The organism is Klebsiella sp. R390, assembly GCF_051131745.1.
In the GTDB taxonomy this organism is placed as follows: Bacteria; Pseudomonadota; Gammaproteobacteria; order Enterobacterales; family Enterobacteriaceae; genus Klebsiella.
In genome coordinates, this window is the sequence record NZ_CP180445.1 from 2,075,526 (window position 1) to 2,093,952 (window position 18,427).

The following is an 18,427-nucleotide window of genomic DNA, read 5'->3' on the forward strand; positions in this document are numbered from 1 at the left end:
ATGACAAATGATTGAATGGATAATCCGTCGCTCGGTGGCCAACCGCTTTCTGGTGATGATGGGCGCGCTGTTTCTCAGTATCTGGGGCACCTGGACCATCGTGCATACGCCGGTCGACGCCCTGCCGGATCTCTCCGATGTGCAGGTGATCGTCAAAACCAGCTATCCAGGGCAGGCGCCGCAGATCGTTGAAAACCAGGTCACCTGGCCGCTGACCACCACCATGCTGTCGGTACCGGGCGCCAAAACGGTGCGCGGCTTCTCGCAGTTTGGCGACTCCTACGTGTACGTGATTTTTGAAGACGGTACCGACCCCTACTGGGCGCGTTCCCGCGTGCTGGAATATCTCAATCAGGTGCAGAGCAAGCTGCCGTCTGGCGTCAGCGCCGAGATGGGGCCCGATGCCACCGGTGTCGGCTGGATCTTTGAATACGCGCTGGTCGACCGCAGCGGCAAGCACGACCTTGCCGAACTGCGCTCGCTGCAGGACTGGTTTTTGAAGTATGAGCTGAAGACCATCCCCAACGTCTCCGAAGTAGCGTCGGTAGGCGGCGTGGTCAAAGAGTATCAGATTGTCGTCGACCCGCAGAAGCTGACCCAGTACGGCATCAGCCTGGCGACGGTGAAATCGGCGCTGGATGCCTCGAACCAGGAGGCGGGCGGCTCGTCGGTTGAACTGTCGGAAGCGGAGTATATGGTGCGCGCCAGCGGCTATCTGCAGACGCTGGATGACTTCAACAATATCGTGCTAAAAACCGGTGCAAACGGCGTCCCGGTCTACCTGCGCGACGTTGCCCGCGTGCAAATTGGCCCGGAAATGCGCCGCGGTATTGCCGAGCTGAACGGCGAAGGTGAAGTGGCCGGCGGCGTGGTGATCCTGCGCTCCGGCAAGAATGCCCGCGAAGTGATCGCCGCGGTGAAAGATAAGTTAGAGACGCTGAAAGGCAGCCTGCCACCCGGGGTGGAGATCGTCACCACCTACGATCGCAGCCAGCTGATCGACCGGGCGATCGACAACCTCAGCAACAAACTGCTGGAGGAGTTTATCGTGGTGGCGCTGGTCTGCGCCCTGTTCCTGTGGCACATCCGCTCTGCCCTGGTGGCGATTATCTCTCTGCCGCTCGGCCTGTGTATCGCCTTTATCGTGATGCACTTCCAGGGACTGAACGCCAATATTATGTCGCTCGGCGGCATCGCTATTGCCGTCGGGGCGATGGTGGACGCCGCCATCGTAATGATTGAAAACGCCCATAAACGGCTGGAAGAGTGGCAGCATCACCATCCACAGCAAAAGCTGAGTAACGACACGCGCTGGAAAATCATCACCGACGCCTCGGTGGAGGTTGGCCCGGCGCTGTTTATCAGCCTGCTGATTATCACCCTGTCGTTTATCCCGATTTTCACCCTCGAAGGCCAGGAAGGGAAACTGTTTGGCCCCCTCGCCTTTACCAAAACCTGGTCCATGGCGGGCGCGGCGCTGCTGGCGATCGTGGTGATCCCGATCCTGATGGGATTCTGGATCCGCGGCAGGATCCCGGCGGAAACCAGCAACCCGCTCAACCGCTTCCTGATCCGCATCTACCATCCGCTGCTGCTGAAGGTCCTGCACTGGCCGAAAACCACGCTGCTGATTGCCCTGCTGTCGATCCTCACCATTATCTGGCCGCTTAACCGCGTCGGCGGCGAGTTCCTGCCGCAGATTAATGAAGGCGATCTGCTGTATATGCCCTCGACGCTGCCGGGGATCTCGGCGGCGCAGGCGGCAGATATGCTGCAGAAAACCGACAAGCTGATCATGACCGTGCCGGAAGTGGCCCGGGTATTCGGTAAAACCGGTAAAGCGGAGACCGCCACCGACTCCGCGCCGCTGGAAATGGTCGAAACCACCATTCAGCTCAAGCCGCAGGATCAGTGGCGGCCGGGAATGACCATGGAGAAGATTATCGAGGAGCTGGATAAAACCGTGCGCCTGCCGGGGCTGGCGAATCTGTGGGTACCGCCGATCCGCAACCGTATCGATATGCTCTCCACCGGGATCAAAAGCCCGATCGGTATTAAGGTCTCCGGGACGGTGCTGTCCGATATCGACGAGGTCGCCGAACGGATCGAAGTTGTCGCCCGTACCGTGCCGGGCGTCACCTCAGCGCTGGCGGAACGCCTGGTGGGTGGGCGCTATCTCAATATCGATATTCAGCGCGAAAAAGCGGCCCGCTACGGCATGACCGTCGGTGACGTCCAGCTGTTCGTCTCCTCCGCCATCGGCGGCGCCATGGTGGGCGAAACGGTCGAAGGCGTTGAGCGCTATCCGATCAACATTCGCTACCCGCAGAGCTATCGTGACAGCCCGGAAGCCCTGCGCCAGCTGCCGATCCTGACGCCGCTGAAGCAGCAGATCACCCTCGGCGACGTGGCCGATGTGAAGGTGGTAACCGGCCCTTCGATGCTGAAAACCGAGAACGCCCGTCCGGCAAGTTGGATCTACATCGACGCCCGCGATCGCGACATGGTCTCAGTGGTGCACGATCTACAGCAGGTCATCGCCCAGCAGGTGAAGCTGAAACCGGGCATCAGCGTCTCCTACTCCGGGCAGTTTGAGCTGCTCGAGCGTGCCAACCAGAAGCTGAAGCTGATGGTGCCGATGACGCTGATGATCATTTTCGTGCTGCTCTATCTGGCCTTCCGTCGCTTTGGCGAAGCCTTATTGATCATCACCAGCGTGCCGTTCGCTCTCGTTGGCGGGATCTGGTTCCTCTATGCGATGGGGTTCCACCTGTCCGTGGCGACCGGCACCGGGTTTATCGCGCTGGCCGGAGTCGCGGCGGAGTTTGGCGTGGTGATGCTGATGTATCTGCGCCACGCCATTGAGGCGGATCCGACGCTGGAAAATCCGCAGACCTTCAGCGCCGAGCGGCTCGACGACGCGCTGTATCAGGGCGCGGTGCTGCGGGTGCGGCCGAAGGCGATGACCGTGGCGGTGATTATCGCCGGTCTGCTGCCGATTTTATGGGGAACCGGCGCGGGATCGGAGGTGATGAGCCGTATCGCCGCGCCGATGATCGGCGGGATGATCACCGCCCCGCTGCTGTCGCTGTTTATCATTCCGGCGGCCTATAAGCTGATGTGGCTGTACCGCCACCGGCAAAAAGCACCGGCGTCATCGTAAGCGTTTGATATCAGAAGGGCGTCAACACGGCGCCCTTTTTGATAACCGCGGGATAGCACGCTCGGCACTCGCAAAAACGGGGCATAGCACTACACTGGTCATCGGATGCCACCACCAGCAGAGGGATCGCCTTGCAAACCGTTCGTACCGTGCCGTTACCCGGAGATAGCCGGATCGTAAATCTCTTTGCAGCTCCCGAGCTTGCTGATGCTTTCGCCATCACGCTGCCGCCGGATGCGCCTTCTGATATCAATATCCTGGCTCATCAGGTTCTGGAGAGGCCACCACGCTGGTTCAGATGGCTGCTGGCCTGTCGGGATATCATGGTCAAACCCTTTGGCATCCTCTCCTCCACGCAAATGCGTACCGCGTTAGTTGCAGACGGTACGCCGCACATCGATTTCTTTCCTGTCATCGCCGTAGAGAACAACGAGCTGATCATCGGCGCCAATGACCGGCATCTGGATTTCAGGATCTCGGTGCTGCAGCGTCACGGCGGTGAAGTCGATGAAAGAGAAATTGTGCTGGCTTCCGTGGTGCACTGCCATAACCGGATCGGGAAGCTGTATATTACGCTGATTGCGCCCTTCCATCGCCTGGTGGTACGCGCCATGCTCAAGCGGGCGGCGGCACGGGGCTGGCACTAACAGCAGCAGCATGTCCGCCGCGTGGCGACAGCCGCGTCACGAACAGCCACAGCGTGAAGTCGGCGCTGGCCGGCTGGGTCTCGCCGTTTTGCTATGACGGTAGCGCAGGTAGAGGTTATTGAGGATCAGCGCCGCACCGGTAATACAGGCGCCGATGATTTCCGGGGCCGTGGGTGCCACGCCCGACAGGGCCGAAATAGAAAACGCCGTTATCGGCACCACATCCATAAACAGCACGCCATTCAGCGGCGTCAGGATTTTATTGCCGATATTCCAGCACAGGATCCCGATAAAGCCGGCGATAATCGCCGTATAAAAGACATGAGGGATCACAAAGATTACATCGGCGAGTGCCGGCACGGACACCGCGCCGGTGAGATACAACAGCGCGTTCAGCACCAGGATGCTCGTCATGCCGAGACAGGTTGTGACGGCCGTATATTTGAGCGGCGACCAGTGGGGAAAATAGCCCGCGCCCACCGTATAAATCACCCAGCACAACGCCCCCAGAATGATCAGCGCATTGGCAATATAGCCGGAGGGGCTGCTGAACACGCTGCCATATTGCCCTTTGGTCATCACGGTGAGAACGCCAAAAAACGACAACATAATCAGGCCAATGGAAGGCACCGGTGGCACAATACGGCGGAGGATGCCGTTAACCACAATGCCCAGCATCGGCATCGTAGCCATCATGATCGACGCCGTCAGCGCCCCGGTTTTTCCAGCCATCTGCTGGCCTGAAAAAACCAAAAAACCAAACCCGACAAACCCTGCCGAGCCCAGTAGCCAGGCCAGCCATACCCGTTGCCCGCGCAGGCTCAAGCCCGCTCGCCCTTCACGTAAACAGAGCGCGATCGCTAGCGCCAGCCCGGCAAAACCGTAGCGCAGCGTGGTAAAGGTATAAGGATCAAACCGCGTCAGGGCGCTGGTCATGACCGGAAACGTCGCTCCCCAGGAGAGCGTGGCGATCAGGCAGCAGATCACGCCGGTTGAATAGCTATTTTTCATCGTGAGGTATCCGGTAAACGCCCACTGCAACACGAGTGAGGTGGCATGCAGAAATACAGGCGTACGGCAGAAGATAAACCGGGATGGCCGCAACCTGTAGCCGGCACAGCGACTGCCGTGCCGGTTGCGGATCAATCCGGAGACAAGACTACTCCGTCGGCAATACGCCTCCTTTCGCCCAGTGGGTCCGGGGGATTTCGAGGATCACCACATCCACGCTCTCGGGTTTGCACTTCAGGGTTTCCACGGCCACCCGGGTCGCTTCCCGGGCAAAATCGCGTTTTTGTTCCGGCGTACGGCCAGGTTGCAGCTCTAAACGGATAACAGGCATTTTTATTCCCTCGTAGTAACGCACCTTGTTGGCGTCGACGGATTTATCTTTGCCGATACGGGAAGCGGGATAAATGTGTGTTAGGTTAAGTGATTCAGAACCTACAGGTTGTTAATCATGGATAAACTGGCCGGCATGGAGATGTTTGTCAGAGTGGTCGAATGCGGCAGCTTTGCCGCCGCGGCCGATATCAGCGACGTATCGGCCACCATGGTCGCCAAGCAGATCAGGGCCATTGAACAACGGCTCGGCGCCCGTTTGCTGCACCGCACCACCCGTCGCCAGCAGCTTACCGAAGTCGGTCAGCTCTACTACGAGCGCTGTCGCCGGGTGCTGGCGGAGTTTTCGCTCGCCGAACACAGCGCCATGGAGCTGCAGTCAACCCCCAAAGGGCTGGTGCAGATGGTGGCCCCGGTCAGCTTCGGCAGCCAGGTGCTGGTGCCGGCGTTGAGCGTCTACATGGCGCAAAACCCGGAAGTGAACGTGATGCTGACGCTGGATAACCAGACGCCCAATTTGCACCGGGGGAATGTGGAATTAGGCATTCATATTGGCAAGATTAACCAGCCAGATATTGTTGCCCGGCCGCTGCGCGCCTATCAGCGGATCCTCGCCGCCTCCCCCGACTACCTTCGCCAGCACGGAACGCCGGAGCACCCTGACCAACTGGGCAATTTTAGCTGTCTGGGGATCTCCTATTGGGTACATCAGGATCGTTGGGAGCTGATTGGCCCTGACGGGGAAATGTTCAAGGCGCTGGTAACAGGGCGATTTACGTCGAATCAAGGGGATGCGTTGAGGATAGCCGCCCTCAATGGCTGCGGGATTGTGCTGCAGCCGGAGTCGATTCTGGCGGCGGATATCGCCGAGGGACGGCTGGTGCAGGTGCTGCCGCAGTGGGCCTACAAACCGACGCCAATGTACCTTATTTACCACCAGGATACCCGGCCATCAGCCAAGCTGCGCAGCGTGATTGATTTCCTGATGCAGCGCTTTGGCGCCGGGCACTAACCCACCTGCCGCCCGCCGCGCAGCGCCAACCGGGGGCATCTTCCCCCGGTGACGAGCGTCAGGCGCGCTTTTTCTCCAGCGCTTCCCACAGCCCCATCAGGTAGGTTACCCCTAAGGCGCGATCGAACAGCCCGTATCCCGGACGCCCGGTTTCTCCCCAGATAAAGCGGCCATGGTCGGGGCGGATATACCCATCAAAACCGTTATCGTGCAGCGCCTGCATCACACGGTACATATCCAGCGAGCCGTACTGCGAAGGGTGAGCCGATTCGTAGAAGTCTTTGTCTTTTATCAGCTTGATATTACGCACGTGGGCAAAGTGGATCCGCTTGCGGCGCGTAAATTCAGCAAGGATTTCATAGACGTTGTTATTCGGGTCTTCGGCAATCGAGCCGGTGCACAGCGTAATGCCGTTGGCCGGTGAATCGACGGCGTCGCAAATCTTCGTCAGATCCGCATGGTTTTTAACGACCCGCGGCAGACCGAAAATAGAATACGGCGGATCGTCCGGGTGAATCGCCATTTTCACACCGACTTCTTCACAAACCGGAATAATCTCCCGCAGGAAATAGAACAGATTTTCACGCAGTTTATCGTCATCCACCCCGTGATAGCGGGCGAAGAGTTCCTGCACTTTTGCCAGACGCTCAGGTTCCCAGCCCGGTAACGCAAAGCCGTTGGAGTTATCGAGCACCTCTTTGACCACCTCTTCGAGGCTTTTATCAATGCCGTGCTTTTCGAAGGCCATGGTGAGGGAACCGTCCGGCAGGACGTAATTCATGTCGGTTTTCATCCAGTCAAACACCGGCATGAAGTTATAGCAGATGACCTTGACCCCAAAGCCCGCCAGGTTGCGGATGGTTTGCTTGTAGTTTTCGATATAGCGGTCGCGTTCGGGGGTGCCAATTTTGATATCGTCATGAATATTAACGCTTTCAATCACTTCCATCGTCAGGCCCGCGTCATGAGCCTGTTTCACCAGCGCCTGAATTTTGTCGACGGGCCACACTTCGCCGGGAGCCACGTCATACAGCGCCCCCACAACCCCCTCGACACCCGGCACCTGCCGAATATATTCCAGCGGGATTTTATCTTCCTGTGGCCCAAACCAGCGCATTGTCATCTGCATTTCGTATCCACCTTATCGTTGCATCAGTGCATGTTGATGTGTATGTACCATACTAGTATTTGACAGCATATGCAGGATTGCTCTTACGATCAACCACCTGATAAAAAAAGAGTGCGTCAACGCAAGAAATCTATTTCCCGCACGCGACGCGTGAAGGCCCACCGCCGAGATTTATTGTTTTTTATTTGTAAAATAAAATAACGAATTTCATTTTTTAGCCTCACTGCAATAGCGTTATTAATTAACAGAAAAATAAACATCAATACATTTACCAGGCCCTTTCCCTACCCGAAAGGTAATAACATGCGGCAGCTCACATTTTTATTATCGCATCTTGTATGGTAGTAGACTAAGAATAAATAAAGGGTTTACCCTCGTCCTCCTTGAAGCCCCGTAATGCACCGAACCCCGCCTCACCGCGGGAACCTTAAGCGCAAACAACACCGTTTATGGAGTAGATATGTCGCTGATAAATAATCATTTCATGATAAACAACGAGCCAGGGCAGCGGTTATATTCTGACGTAGCAAAAGCATTGCCGATTATTGATTACCACTGTCATCTTGATGCCAAAGCGATTTGGGAGAATAAACCGTTTCGCGATATCACCCAGCTGTGGCTGGAAGGCGATCATTATAAATGGCGGGCGATGCGGGCCAACGGCATTGCCGAACGGTACATTACGGGACAAGCCAGCGCGGAGGAAAAATTTGCCGCCTGGGCGCAGACGGTCGAATCCAGTTTTGGTAATCCGCTGTATCACTGGACGCACCTCGAGCTGAAACACTATTTTGGCATCGACGACACACTTAACAGTAAAAACTGGCGCGATATTATGGCGCGCTGTAATACGCAATTGCGTCAGGACGATTTTTTACCACAGGCGCTGATCTGCCGCTCCAACGTCGAAGCGCTGTGCACCACCGACGGCCCGCTCGACGACCTGACCTGGCATCAGCTGCTGGCGACAAAAGCCGATTTCGCTCCCCGGGTTCTGCCCACTTTCCGCCCGGATGAGCTGTTCGACACCCATCCCGACCGCTTCCTGACGTTTGTCTCGCTGCTGGCGCAGAAAACGCAGCAGACCATCACCTCGCTGGAGACCTTCCTTGCCGCCCTCGAGGCGCGGGTGAGCTTTTTCCACGACACCGGCTGTCGCGTGTCGGATCACGGGCCGCTGGAGATCCGCTTCCGCCCGCTCGACGCCGCCGCTCAGGCCGCGCTGTTTCAGCGTCGGCTGGCTGGCAATGCGCTGACGGAAGACGAGTGTCAGGCCTGGGACAGCATGATCTTTGTGGCGCTGGCCAAAATGTACAAGCAGCGCGACTGGGCCATGCAGATCCACTTTGGCGCCATTCGTAACAACAACCTGCCGATGTTCAATCAGGTCGGCATCAACTGCGGTTTTGACTCCATCGGCGATCAGACTCATCTGGCGCAGAGCCTCAACGCGTTGTTCAACGCCATGGTGGAGAATAACGGCCTGCCTAAAACCATTGTTTATAACCTCAACGCCCGCGACAACGACGTGGTGGCCTCCACCATCGCCAACTTCCAGAGCGGTGAAGACGGCATGAAATCGCCGCTGCAGTTCGGCTCCGGGTGGTGGTTTAACGATACGCGGCGCGGCATGGTCAACCAGCTGAACACGCTGGCCGATCAGGGCTTGCTGGCCAACTTTATCGGCATGCTCACCGACTCCCGCAGCTTTGTCTCCTATACCCGCCATGACTATTTCCGCCGGATCCTCTGCGACCTGGTGGGCGGCTGGGTCGAGCGTGGCGAAGTGCCGGACGATCGCGACATCCTCGACACCATGATCCGCGGAATTTGCGTGGACAACGCCCGCCGTTATTTTCGTTTTTGATCGCCAGAGACAGGGATAAAACATGACTCGTCAAAACAGAAAGGTAACCATCCCCGTCAGTATCGGCTACGGCCTGACGGACATCATGGGCGGCGGCGCATTTACCGTTATCGGCGCCTGGCTGCTGTTCTTCTACACCACGTTTGTCGGCCTGTCGCCGATTGAAGCGGCGTCGATTGTGGCGATTGCGCGCATCGTCGATGCCGTCGTGAGCCTGTTTATGGGCAGCTTCACGGACCACTTTTATAAAAACTATCTCGGTAAGAAATTCGGCCGTCGCCGGTTCTTCCTGCTGATCGGCGCGCCGCTGATGCTGGTATACACCCTGCTGTGGCTGGACGGTATGAACTACTGGTTCTATCTCGCGGTGTATCTGGCCTTTGAGATCATCGCCGCCATGGTGCTGATCCCGTGGGAGACGCTGCCTTCAGAGATGACCAAAGATTTTAATGGCCGGACCAAGCTGTCCACCTGCCGCATGTTCCTGTCGGCCTCCGGGACCTTTCTGGCGACCTTTATTCCGGGCCTGTTGATTGCAGCGCTGGGGGAAAACAACGCCGATGCGTATCTGATCAACGGCGTGGTGTTTGCCGTGATGTTTATGATCTGCGTGTTTATTTCGTGGAAAGTGACCTGGGAACGCGAGCTGACGCCGGAAATGCTGGCGGAACTGGAGAAAGAGCAGAAACCAAAGAGCGGCGCCGAAAAACTGGCCGCTTTTGGCAACCTGTTCAAGGAGTATGCCTCGACCCTGAAAGTCCGTGCGTTCCGTAAGCACCTGGCGATCTATCTGTTCTCCTTTACGGCAAAAGATGTCTACAACACCGTGTTCGTGTTCTTCTGCGTCTACTGCCTGCAGGTCTCCTCTTCACTGGCAGGTTCGCTGCTGTCGATGAGTATTGTCGGGCTGCCGGTAACCCTGGCGGCGGGCGTGGCAATCATTAAGTATGGCCCTTCCCGGCTGTATGTTTTCGCCTACTGCCTGATGCTGCTGTGCCTCGGCGGCTTCTTCCTGGTGTATCAGTTCCCGACCGACAATAAAGTCATGCTGCTGGTGATCCTCGCCGGCGTGTACCAGGTTGGCCGCTGCGTGCTGGAATTTACGCCGTGGAACGTCTTCCCGTTTATTCCCGATATTGACGAGATGATCACCCGCCAGCGTCGTGAAGGGCTGTTTGCCGCCGTGATGACCTTCTCGCGGAAAACGACGGTCGCCATCGCCACCTTTGCCGTGGGTCTGCTGCTGCAAAGCGGCGGCTTCGTGAAAGGCAGCCTGACGCAGCCGCAGGAAGCCATCAACACCATCGCCACGCTGCTGTTTGCCGGCACCGCCGTGCTGCTGCTGATTGCGTTGTGGCAGGCGCTGACCTTCCATCTGAACAAGCGCACGCACAAGATTTTTGTCGATGAGATTGAGCGCCTGAAGGCCAACGGTCTTAAGCAGGAAGTGACGCCTGAAGCACGCCATGTGGTTGAAGACCTGACGGGTTACCGCTATGACACGCTGTGGTGCGACACGCCGCCGGAGCGGGCAAAGGCGGGAGAGCCCACCACCGTTCTGAACTGACAAGCGCCGTCGGCAGCAGCATCACGCCTGCTGCCGCACGGCTCAGTACTACAAGCAAAAAAGCCGGTGTATCGCCCTCTCGCGAAAACCGGCTTTTTACTGCCCCGGAGCGTGAGCCCACCGGGTGAAATGCGAGCTACTGCACCATCTTCTGCGTTTTTTCGACGTCTTTCAGACCGCCTTCATTGATGGCGTGCTTATACCCCATCTCCTGCAGCATCTTTTCCGCTTTACCGGACTGGTTGCCGGTATTGCAGTACAGATGCAGCGTGTCATCTTTATCTTTGGTGACTTCGCCAATGCGTGCTTCCAGTTGCTTCAGGGGAATGTTTGCCGCCCCTTCCACATGCGTTGCCTGATACTGGTCGGGAGTGCGGACATCAATCCAGTGTTCAGCGGCCCACAATGACGTGGAGGCCATGAGCAAAGCGCCCGTTACGATCGTTTTTTTGACTGCCTGACCCAGAGTAAACATCACGATAGTTCTCCTTTTTTGTTTTTCCTGACATCGGCAGCCATAGTAGGTGAAATTATTCCTGCAGTTCTTTGACCTCATCTGGAAAATGACGAGAAACTGTTCAGGAACCTCGCACGGGTTGCTTTTCAGACAAAATAGCCATAATTCATTCATGGATTATATGCATGTGTAAAAGCGAGTAAAAATAGCAAGAACAGTGGAGGACTGAGATAAAATGGCTATGCTTAAAGATAACGTCACGTTGTAATTCATTGATTTTATTTCCAGGGAGTAGATATGGGGTTCTGGAGAATTGTATTGACGATTATTCTGCCGCCGCTCGGCGTGCTGTTAGGTAAAGGCTTCGGCTGGGCATTTATTCTGAATATTGTGCTGACCCTGCTGGGCTACATCCCCGGTCTGATTCATGCGTTCTGGGTACAAACGCGCGATTAATTTACGTTCCTGTACGGCGCAGCAGCGCCGTTTTTATTTGTTCGCTGATACCGAGTCTGTCAGACATTTATATTCACTTCATTTATTCTTCAATAATACATCCAGCCACATCATTATTTTTATTTAATTCTAAAAACAAGGCAGAAGGTTCTTATTATGTTTTGTTTTCAGCTGGACTTTATTTTTATTACTGGATAGATTTACAGGCGTTATTTAGTCGCGATGTGGACGTGTGACTGCACGTCCACATCGCTCATCACAATCACTATTTACAGGGAATAGAAATTATGACTGATGTGGATTGTATTTCAGATTCGGGTGAACCAGAAGTATTGCCAAAAAATAAGCGCCAGTTAACCGTGGGTTATGTGCGTCGTTTTGCCGACCACAGCCGTCTTTCGGCGTTGACCATGAGCGGCAAGTGGCTGGAGGCAGCCGGGTTTACGACGGGCACCAAGGTGGATGTGCGGGTGATGGACGGCTGCATTGTGCTGACGGCAATTGACCCCGAGCCGGAACTGGAAGCGGCAATGCGCCGGGTTGAAAAGCTGTCGGCAAGAAAGCAAAAGCAGGTTCAGGAGTTTATTGGGGTGATTGCGGGGAAAGGGGCGCGGGCGTAATCAGCATTGCTCCTGATGGGTCAGGAGCGTTTATTTTCTTGCAGCAGGCGTTGTAATGCTTGCGGTGTTAACGGCGGATGAGTTCGGTGCAGCATCGCGTGGCAATTAGGACATACCGGAATGAGATCGGTGTTAGGGTTCAGCTGGTAATCCTGTTTGATCGCCGACAGCGGCACCAGATGGTGAACGTGAATAAAGCCTTTGCCAATATTTCCGTATTGTTTTTCCATATCAAGGCCGCACACTTTGCACGTACAACCATGGTAGCGAATTGCGGCCTCCCGGGCGCGACGATCCCTTTCGTAGCGGTTAACCAGGACCTGAGTAGCCGCCCCTTCGACAAAATCAGCCGCCGATCGCCATTCGTCCGGGAAGACATATTCATCAGCCGGGTCATTTTCTTCAGGACCATGAATGATCCGAAACCCTTGTTCGGTCAGCAGTCTGACGCACTTCGATTTAACCCCACCGCTAAAGTCCGCCGGCGTGAATTCCACGCCCGTCATCAGGGTCGCGGCGATGCCCACGATGGCTTTTGAGGGATAGCGACGCCCTTCAAATTCCACTTCATACAACCGCGCCGGTTTGAATTGATGCACGACACCGGCATCGTAAGCGTGGATGGCTTCGATGATATATTTGCGTGGTAGATGGTCAGGCAGCGTTTTCATAGAGTGAATTAATGTTGTCGAAAGAGGCTTTATTATACGTAAAGCGGCAAGTTACTTTCTAATACATGCATTCAAATTATGAATCAAACGAGACCGACGTTAAGTCTCGGGGCTTAGAAGCTTGAACAGACGGTGTTTTGCGAGCATCATCGCAATTATTTAGCTCACGATCTGACGCGATGCCTTCCAGTAAAACCCTACAACACGCGATTGCCAATATCACAATCTGGCGTAAAGGCGAGCAGCGTGCACCGCATAAGCCGCTGTTGTTACTCCACGTGCTGTCTCAATATCAGCGTGGACACCCGCGGATGTTTGATTACACGTCTGAGATTCGCGATCAACTGCGTAGTCTGCTGGAACGCTTTGGCCCGCAGCGTGCACAATACCGCCCGGATATGCCTTTCTGGCGTTTAAAAGGCGACGGCTTCTGGGAACTTAACAACGCCGAACTGTGCTCGACAACAGGAAGCGACCAGCCCCCGCCTAAAGAGCTGGAATCCTGCCATGTTGCGGGAGGTTTTGACGAAGCGCATTACTCGCTACTCTCCGTCAACCACAAGCTGATTAACACCCTTGCACATCAGATCCTCGACGCCCATTTTCCGGAGAGTATCCAGGAAGAGATCGCCGACGAGATGGGTTTTAGTCTCCAGCAAATCCGTAGGGAACGCGATCCGCAGTTCCGCCAGCAGGTCCTTAGGGCCTATAACTACGAGTGCGCCATCTGTGGCTTCAATATGCGCCACGATAATACTTCCGTTGCGCTGGAAGCGGCCCATATCAAATGGAAGCAGCATGGCGGCCCCTGTGAAACTCCCAACGGTCTGGCGCTGTGCGCCATTCACCATAAGGCGTTTGATAAAGGGTCAATTGGCCTGGATGAGCATATGCGGGTCCAGATTTCTCCAGCCGTTAACGGTAGCGGCATCGTCGGGAGACTGTTCTGGGACTTTGACGGAAAACTGATTGGGTTACCGCAGGAAAAAGAGAACTACCCGAGAGACCGCTTTATTGAGTGGCATAAGCAAGAAGTTTTCAGAACATAACAATAGAAAATTTAACTAATCATTGGTGATAAATATGCCCTTTCCAAGTTATAAAGAGATAGAAATCCCCCTGCTTTTATATATCTACAATAGAGGAGGAGAAGTAAGTTCCTCCTCATGTTACGAGCCGTTGGGCAAGGAGTTCGGCCTGACAAACGAAGAAATGAACATGTTACTTCCTGATGATACTAATCGCCCTCAATGGAACAACATGGTCCAATGGGCAAGGAAAAAGCTTGTTGACTACAAGTATCTCCACAATGCAAAAGAATCAGGCCTTGGTGTCTGGAAGCTCACGCCAGATGGCATCAAAAAGGCAGAATCGCTTTCCACCCGATTAAATATCGATTATCCAGATGATGTTCCAGAAACCTTTTACGAAGGTGCCGTAAAGCAAATCAAAGTTAACAAATACGAACGTAGTAAAACGGCAAGAGACAAATGCATAGATCATTACGGCTGTCAGTGCAGCGTGTGCAATATGGATTTTGAGGAAACATATGGTGAAACCGGGAAGGATTATATTCACGTCCACCATATTACACCGCTGTCTGATATTGGAGAGCGCTACAAACTGGATCCCGTAAAAGACCTTCGTCCTGTCTGCCCCAATTGCCATGCCATGATCCACAGACAAAAACCCTCACTTACTATTGAGGCATTAAAAACCTTAATGAAAAAAGCACAAAAACAGGAACAAGTGAGTACTGCCTGTTAAACACAGAACAATAAGTTGGGCAGGAAGTTGATAACATACTTACAAAATAGTGAGTTACATTAAATTCTGACGATTGAATGTACAACTGGAGAGAGGTAGCATGCACTGATGCCTCCTCCATTAACGGATTATCCTAATACGTCAGCATCCCGAAGGCTGGCCTGAACGCGGAACGTGCATGAACAAATCCAACTTCGATTTCCTGAAAGGCGTAAACGATTTCACTTACGCCATTGCCTGCGCGGCGGAAAACAACTACCCCGACGACCCGAATACGACACTGGTAAAAATGCGCATGTTTGGCGAAGCGACGGCCAAACACCTGGGGTTATTACTGGATATTCCTCCCTGCGAAAACCAGCACGACCTGCTGCGTGAGCTGGGCAAAATCGCCTTCATTGACGACAGCATTCTTTCCGTTTTCCATAAGCTGCGCCGTATCGGTAATCAGGCCGTTCACGAATACCATAACGATCTCGATGATGCCCAGATGTGTCTGCGCCTCGGATTCCGTCTTGCCGTTTGGTACTACAGGCTGGTGACCAAAGATTACGATTTCCCGGTGCCAACGTTTGTGATGCCTGAACACGGCGAGGATCGCTACCACGCCGAAGTTCTCACTCTCAAACAACAGCTGGAGCAGCAGACACAGGAAAAAGCACACAGCCAGGCAGAGCTGGAAGCTCAGCAGCAACGCTTGATTGCACTCAATGGCTACATTGCCGTTCTCGAAGGTAAGCAACAGGAAACCGAAGCCCAGACCAAAGCGCGTGTGGCAGCCCTGGAAGCACAGCTCGCTGCCAAAAATGCCGAGTTAGCAAAACAGACCGAACAGGAACGTAAGGCCTATCACAAAGAGATCACCGACCAGGCTATCAAGCGCACGCTGAATCTCAGCGAAGAAGAGAGTCGCTTCCTGATTGACGCCCAACTGCGTAAAGCGGGCTGGCAAGCCGATAGTAAAACGCTGCGCTTTGCCAAAGGCGCTCGCCCGGAACCCGGCATCAACAAAGCGATAGCCGAATGGCCGACGGGTACAGATGAAACGGGTAAAACAGGCTTTGCCGATTACGTGCTGTTCGTTGGCCTTAAGCCCATTGCCGTCGTTGAAGCTAAACGCAAAAATACCGATGTGCCCAGCAAGCTCAACGAATCTTACCGCTACAGCAAATACTTCGATAACGCCTTTTTACGCGACACACTGCTGGAGCACTATGCTCCCGACGAAGTACACGAAGCCGTGCCGGAGTATGAAATCAGCTGGCAGGACACCAGCGGTAAACAGCGCTTTAAAATCCCTTTCTGCTACTCCACCAACGGGCGCGAATACCGCGCGGCGATGAAGACCAAAAGCGGCATCTGGTATCGCGACGTCCGCCACACCACCAACATGTCAAAAGCGCTACCGGAATGGCATCGCCCGGAAGAGCTGCTGGCTATGCTGGGCAGCGATCCGCAGAAACAAAACCAGTGGTTTGCTGAAAACCCCGGAATGAGCGAACTCGGCCTGCGCTATTACCAGGAAGATGCCGTCCGTGCGGTAGAAAAGGCTATCGTTAACGGCCAGCAAGAAATTCTGCTGGCGATGGCGACCGGTACCGGTAAAACCCGTACCGCCATCGCCCTGATGTTCCGCCTGATCCAGTCGCAGCGTTTCAAACGCGTTCTGTTCCTGGTCGACCGTCGCTCGCTCGGCGAGCAGGCGCTGGGGTCGTTCGAAGATACGCGGATTAACGGCGACACCTTTAACAGCATTTTTGATATCAAAGGCTTGACCGACAAATTCCCGGAAGACAGCACCAAAATTCACGTTGCCACGGTGCAATCGCTGGTCAAGCGTACGCTGCAATCTGATGAACCGATGCCGGTCGGCCGCTACGACTGTATCGTCGTCGATGAAGCGCACCGCGGCTACATTCTCGATAAAGAGCAGACCGAAGGCGAGCTGCAGTTCCGCAGTCAGCTGGATTACGTTTCCGCCTACCGTCGCATTCTCGATCACTTCGATGCGGTAAAAATTGCCCTGACCGCCACGCCAGCGCTGCACACGGTTGATATTTTCGGCGAGCCGGTTTACCGCTACACCTACCGTACGGCGGTGATCGACGGCTACTTGATTGACCAGGATCCGCCGATTCAGATCGTCACACGCAACGCGCAGGATGGGGTCTATCTTTCCGAGGGTGAACAGGTGGAACGCCTGAACCCGCAGGGCGAGCTGATCAACGACACATTGGCTGACGATCAGGATTTTGAGGTCGCTGATTTTAACCGTGGCCTGGTGATCCCGGCGTTTAACCGCGCGGTATGCGGTGAGCTGACCAAATACCTGGATCCCACCGGGCAGCAAAAAACGCTGGTGTTCTGCGTCACCAACGCCCATGCCGATATGGTGGTGGACGAGCTGCGTACCGCGTTCAAGAAAAAATACCCGCAGCTGGAACACGACGCGATCATCAAGATCACCGGCGATGCCGATAAAGACGCGAAGAAAGTGCAAAGCATGATCGTCCGCTTCAACAAAGAGCGGCTGCCGAATATCGTGGTCACCGTCGACCTGCTGACCACCGGCGTCGATATCCCGTCTATCTGTAATATTGTGTTCTTGCGCAAAGTCAAAAGCCGCATTCTCTACGAGCAGATGAAGGGGCGCGCCACGCGTCTGTGCCCGTCGGTGGGCAAAACCAGCTTTAAGATTTTCGACTGCGTCGATATCTACAGCTCGCTGGAAAGCGTCGACACCATGCGCCCGGTGGTTGTGCGTCCGCAGGTGGAACTGCAAACGCTGGTCAATGAAATTACCGACTCAGAAACCTACAAAACCATCGAAGCGGATGGCCGAAGTTTTGCCGAGCACAGCCATGAACAACTGGTCGCCAAGCTGCAGCGGATTATCGGTCTTGCCACATTTAATCGCGACCGTAGCGAAACGGTGGATACGCAGGTCCGCCGCCTGGACGAGCTGTGCCTCGATGCTGCAGGCGTCAACTTCGGCGGTCTGGCTTCGCGCCTGCGGGAAAAAGGGCCGCACTGGAGCGCCGAGATTTTCAACAAGCTTCCCGGCTTTATCGCCCGCCTCGAAAGGCTTAAAACCGATATCAACGCCCTGCGCGAGGCCCCTATTTTCCTCGATATTGACGATGAGGTGGTAAGCGTCAAATCGCTGTACGGCAATTACGACACGCCGCAGGATTTCCTCGAAGCGTTCGATGCGCTGGTGCAGCACGCTCCTAACGCCCAGCCGGCACTGCTGGCGGTGATCAATCGCCCGCGCGACCTCACCCGTAAAGGGCTGGTGGAATTACAGGAGTGGTTTGACCGCCAGCATTTTGAAGAGTCTTCCCTGCGCAGCGCGTGGAAAGCGACGCGCAATCAGGATATCGCCGCCAGGTTGATTGGCCATATCCGTCGTGCGGCGGTGGGCGATGCGCTCAAACCGTTCGATGAACGTGTCGATCACGCGCTGGCGCGTATCAAGGGCGAGAACGACTGGAGCGATGAGCAGATAAGCTGGCTCGACCGTTTAGCGCAGGCGCTAAAAGAGAAAGTGGTGCTCGACGACGACGTGTTCAAAACCGGCAATTTCCATCGCCGCGGCGGTAAGACAATGTTACAACGCACCTTTGACGACAACCTCGACAGCGTGCTGGATAAGTTCAGTGATTACATCTGGGATGAGCTCGCCTGACGCGTTATCATCCCCGGCAATTTCTTCTTCTGCGGCCCCGAT

At 55.1% G+C, this 18,427-nt stretch carries 15 protein-coding genes; 10 read left to right on the forward strand and 5 right to left on the reverse strand.

Going from position 1 to position 18,427, the window contains the following annotated elements; all coding sequences use genetic code 11:
• Nucleotides 1-7 precede the first annotated feature (7 nt).
• Together ACMYSP_RS09700 and ACMYSP_RS09705 are read left to right on the forward strand one after the other, a co-directional pair.
• A complete protein-coding gene (locus tag ACMYSP_RS09700; RefSeq protein ID WP_434586534.1) occupies nucleotides 8-3,163 on the forward strand; it encodes a CusA/CzcA family heavy metal efflux RND transporter in 3,156 nt (1,051 codons plus the stop codon).
• Between the two features lie 131 nt (nucleotides 3,164-3,294).
• On the forward strand, nucleotides 3,295-3,810 hold the full coding sequence (locus tag ACMYSP_RS09705) for a DUF2867 domain-containing protein (protein ID WP_434586535.1): 516 nt from the start codon (nucleotides 3,295-3,297) through the stop codon (nucleotides 3,808-3,810).
• Between the two features lie 36 nt (nucleotides 3,811-3,846).
• Here the strand turns inward: ACMYSP_RS09705 and ACMYSP_RS09710 are convergent, their stop codons facing one another.
• Nucleotides 3,847-4,821: a DMT family transporter gene (locus ACMYSP_RS09710; protein ID WP_434586536.1), complete on the reverse strand. Its 975-nt coding sequence runs from the start codon at nucleotides 4,819-4,821 to the stop codon at nucleotides 3,847-3,849.
• A 148-nt stretch (nucleotides 4,822-4,969) separates the two neighbouring features.
• Nucleotides 4,970-5,152, reverse strand: a complete 183-nt coding sequence (locus ACMYSP_RS09715) for a 4-oxalocrotonate tautomerase (protein WP_434586537.1) — start codon at nucleotides 5,150-5,152, stop codon at nucleotides 4,970-4,972.
• A gap of 117 nt (nucleotides 5,153-5,269) precedes the next feature.
• Between ACMYSP_RS09715 and ACMYSP_RS09720 the strand changes: the two genes are divergently transcribed.
• Nucleotides 5,270-6,163 (forward strand): LysR family transcriptional regulator, encoded by an 894-nt coding sequence (locus ACMYSP_RS09720; RefSeq protein ID WP_434586538.1) that lies wholly within the window; start codon nucleotides 5,270-5,272, stop codon nucleotides 6,161-6,163.
• Nucleotides 6,164-6,221: 58 nt separating this feature from the next.
• Here the strand turns inward: ACMYSP_RS09720 and uxuA are convergent, their stop codons facing one another.
• Nucleotides 6,222-7,292 carry a mannonate dehydratase gene (gene uxuA, locus ACMYSP_RS09725; protein WP_434586539.1) on the reverse strand — a complete coding sequence of 357 codons (1,071 nt, stop codon included), beginning with the start codon at nucleotides 7,290-7,292 and terminating at the stop codon, nucleotides 6,222-6,224.
• 460 nt (nucleotides 7,293-7,752) lie between these two features.
• Here uxuA and uxaC point away from each other — a divergent pair, with 460 nt between their 5' ends.
• Both uxaC and ACMYSP_RS09735 read left to right on the forward strand, forming a co-directional pair.
• Nucleotides 7,753-9,159 (forward strand): glucuronate isomerase, encoded by a 1,407-nt coding sequence (gene uxaC, locus ACMYSP_RS09730; RefSeq protein ID WP_434586540.1) that lies wholly within the window; start codon nucleotides 7,753-7,755, stop codon nucleotides 9,157-9,159.
• 22 nt (nucleotides 9,160-9,181) lie between these two features.
• Nucleotides 9,182-10,726 carry an MFS transporter gene (locus ACMYSP_RS09735; RefSeq protein WP_434586541.1) on the forward strand — a complete coding sequence of 515 codons (1,545 nt, stop codon included), beginning with the start codon at nucleotides 9,182-9,184 and terminating at the stop codon, nucleotides 10,724-10,726.
• Between the two features lie 136 nt (nucleotides 10,727-10,862).
• Here the strand turns inward: ACMYSP_RS09735 and pspE are convergent, their stop codons facing one another.
• On the reverse strand, nucleotides 10,863-11,201 hold the full coding sequence (gene pspE, locus ACMYSP_RS09740) for a thiosulfate sulfurtransferase PspE (RefSeq protein ID WP_434587057.1): 339 nt from the start codon (nucleotides 11,199-11,201) through the stop codon (nucleotides 10,863-10,865).
• A gap of 279 nt (nucleotides 11,202-11,480) precedes the next feature.
• Here pspE and ACMYSP_RS09745 point away from each other — a divergent pair, with 279 nt between their 5' ends.
• Nucleotides 11,481-11,639 (forward strand): YqaE/Pmp3 family membrane protein, encoded by a 159-nt coding sequence (locus tag ACMYSP_RS09745; protein WP_015585265.1) that lies wholly within the window; start codon nucleotides 11,481-11,483, stop codon nucleotides 11,637-11,639.
• Nucleotides 11,640-11,926: 287 nt separating this feature from the next.
• Nucleotides 11,927-12,259, forward strand: a complete 333-nt coding sequence (gene symE, locus ACMYSP_RS09750; RefSeq protein ID WP_434586543.1) for an endoribonuclease SymE — start codon at nucleotides 11,927-11,929, stop codon at nucleotides 12,257-12,259.
• A 20-nt stretch (nucleotides 12,260-12,279) separates the two neighbouring features.
• On the opposite strand, the gene ACMYSP_RS09755 is transcribed toward symE, so the two are convergent.
• A complete protein-coding gene (locus tag ACMYSP_RS09755; RefSeq protein WP_434586544.1) occupies nucleotides 12,280-12,930 on the reverse strand; it encodes an HNH endonuclease in 651 nt (216 codons plus the stop codon).
• Nucleotides 12,931-13,109: 179 nt separating this feature from the next.
• On the opposite strand from ACMYSP_RS09755, the gene ACMYSP_RS09760 reads away from it, so the two are divergent.
• The 3 genes from ACMYSP_RS09760 to hsdR all read left to right on the forward strand — a co-directional run bounded on the left by ACMYSP_RS09760 (nucleotide 13,110) and on the right by hsdR (nucleotide 18,385).
• The gene (locus ACMYSP_RS09760) at nucleotides 13,110-13,979 is read left to right on the forward strand and encodes a phosphorothioated DNA-binding restriction endonuclease (RefSeq protein WP_434586545.1); all 870 of its coding nucleotides are present in this window, start codon (nucleotides 13,110-13,112) and stop codon (nucleotides 13,977-13,979) included.
• Nucleotides 13,980-14,013: 34 nt separating this feature from the next.
• On the forward strand, nucleotides 14,014-14,697 hold the full coding sequence (locus ACMYSP_RS09765; protein WP_434586546.1) for a winged helix-turn-helix domain-containing protein: 684 nt from the start codon (nucleotides 14,014-14,016) through the stop codon (nucleotides 14,695-14,697).
• Between the two features lie 178 nt (nucleotides 14,698-14,875).
• On the forward strand, nucleotides 14,876-18,385 hold the full coding sequence (hsdR, locus tag ACMYSP_RS09770; protein WP_434586547.1) for a type I restriction-modification system endonuclease: 3,510 nt from the start codon (nucleotides 14,876-14,878) through the stop codon (nucleotides 18,383-18,385).
• Nucleotides 18,386-18,427: the final 42 nt, after the last annotated feature.

Bases quoted from the DNA above. Each gene is read 5' to 3' on its own strand.
- ACMYSP_RS09700 (WP_434586534.1), top strand. From the start codon at position 8: ATGATTGAATGGATAATCCGTCGCTCGGTGGCCAACCGCTTTCTGGTG.
- ACMYSP_RS09710 (WP_434586536.1), bottom strand. From the start codon at position 4,821: ATGAAAAATAGCTATTCAACCGGCGTGATCTGCTGCCTGATCGCCACG.
- ACMYSP_RS09715 (WP_434586537.1), bottom strand. From the start codon at position 5,152: ATGCCTGTTATCCGTTTAGAGCTGCAACCTGGCCGTACGCCGGAACAA.
- ACMYSP_RS09720 (WP_434586538.1), top strand. From the start codon at position 5,270: ATGGATAAACTGGCCGGCATGGAGATGTTTGTCAGAGTGGTCGAATGC.
- uxuA (WP_434586539.1), bottom strand. From the start codon at position 7,292: ATGCAGATGACAATGCGCTGGTTTGGGCCACAGGAAGATAAAATCCCG.
- uxaC (WP_434586540.1), top strand. From the start codon at position 7,753: ATGTCGCTGATAAATAATCATTTCATGATAAACAACGAGCCAGGGCAG.
- ACMYSP_RS09735 (WP_434586541.1), top strand. From the start codon at position 9,182: ATGACTCGTCAAAACAGAAAGGTAACCATCCCCGTCAGTATCGGCTAC.
- pspE (WP_434587057.1), bottom strand. From the start codon at position 11,201: ATGTTTACTCTGGGTCAGGCAGTCAAAAAAACGATCGTAACGGGCGCT.
- ACMYSP_RS09745 (WP_015585265.1), top strand. From the start codon at position 11,481: ATGGGGTTCTGGAGAATTGTATTGACGATTATTCTGCCGCCGCTCGGC.
- symE (WP_434586543.1), top strand. From the start codon at position 11,927: ATGACTGATGTGGATTGTATTTCAGATTCGGGTGAACCAGAAGTATTG.
- ACMYSP_RS09755 (WP_434586544.1), bottom strand. From the start codon at position 12,930: ATGAAAACGCTGCCTGACCATCTACCACGCAAATATATCATCGAAGCC.
- ACMYSP_RS09760 (WP_434586545.1), top strand. From the start codon at position 13,110: ATGCCTTCCAGTAAAACCCTACAACACGCGATTGCCAATATCACAATC.
- ACMYSP_RS09765 (WP_434586546.1), top strand. From the start codon at position 14,014: ATGCCCTTTCCAAGTTATAAAGAGATAGAAATCCCCCTGCTTTTATAT.
- hsdR (WP_434586547.1), top strand. From the start codon at position 14,876: ATGAACAAATCCAACTTCGATTTCCTGAAAGGCGTAAACGATTTCACT.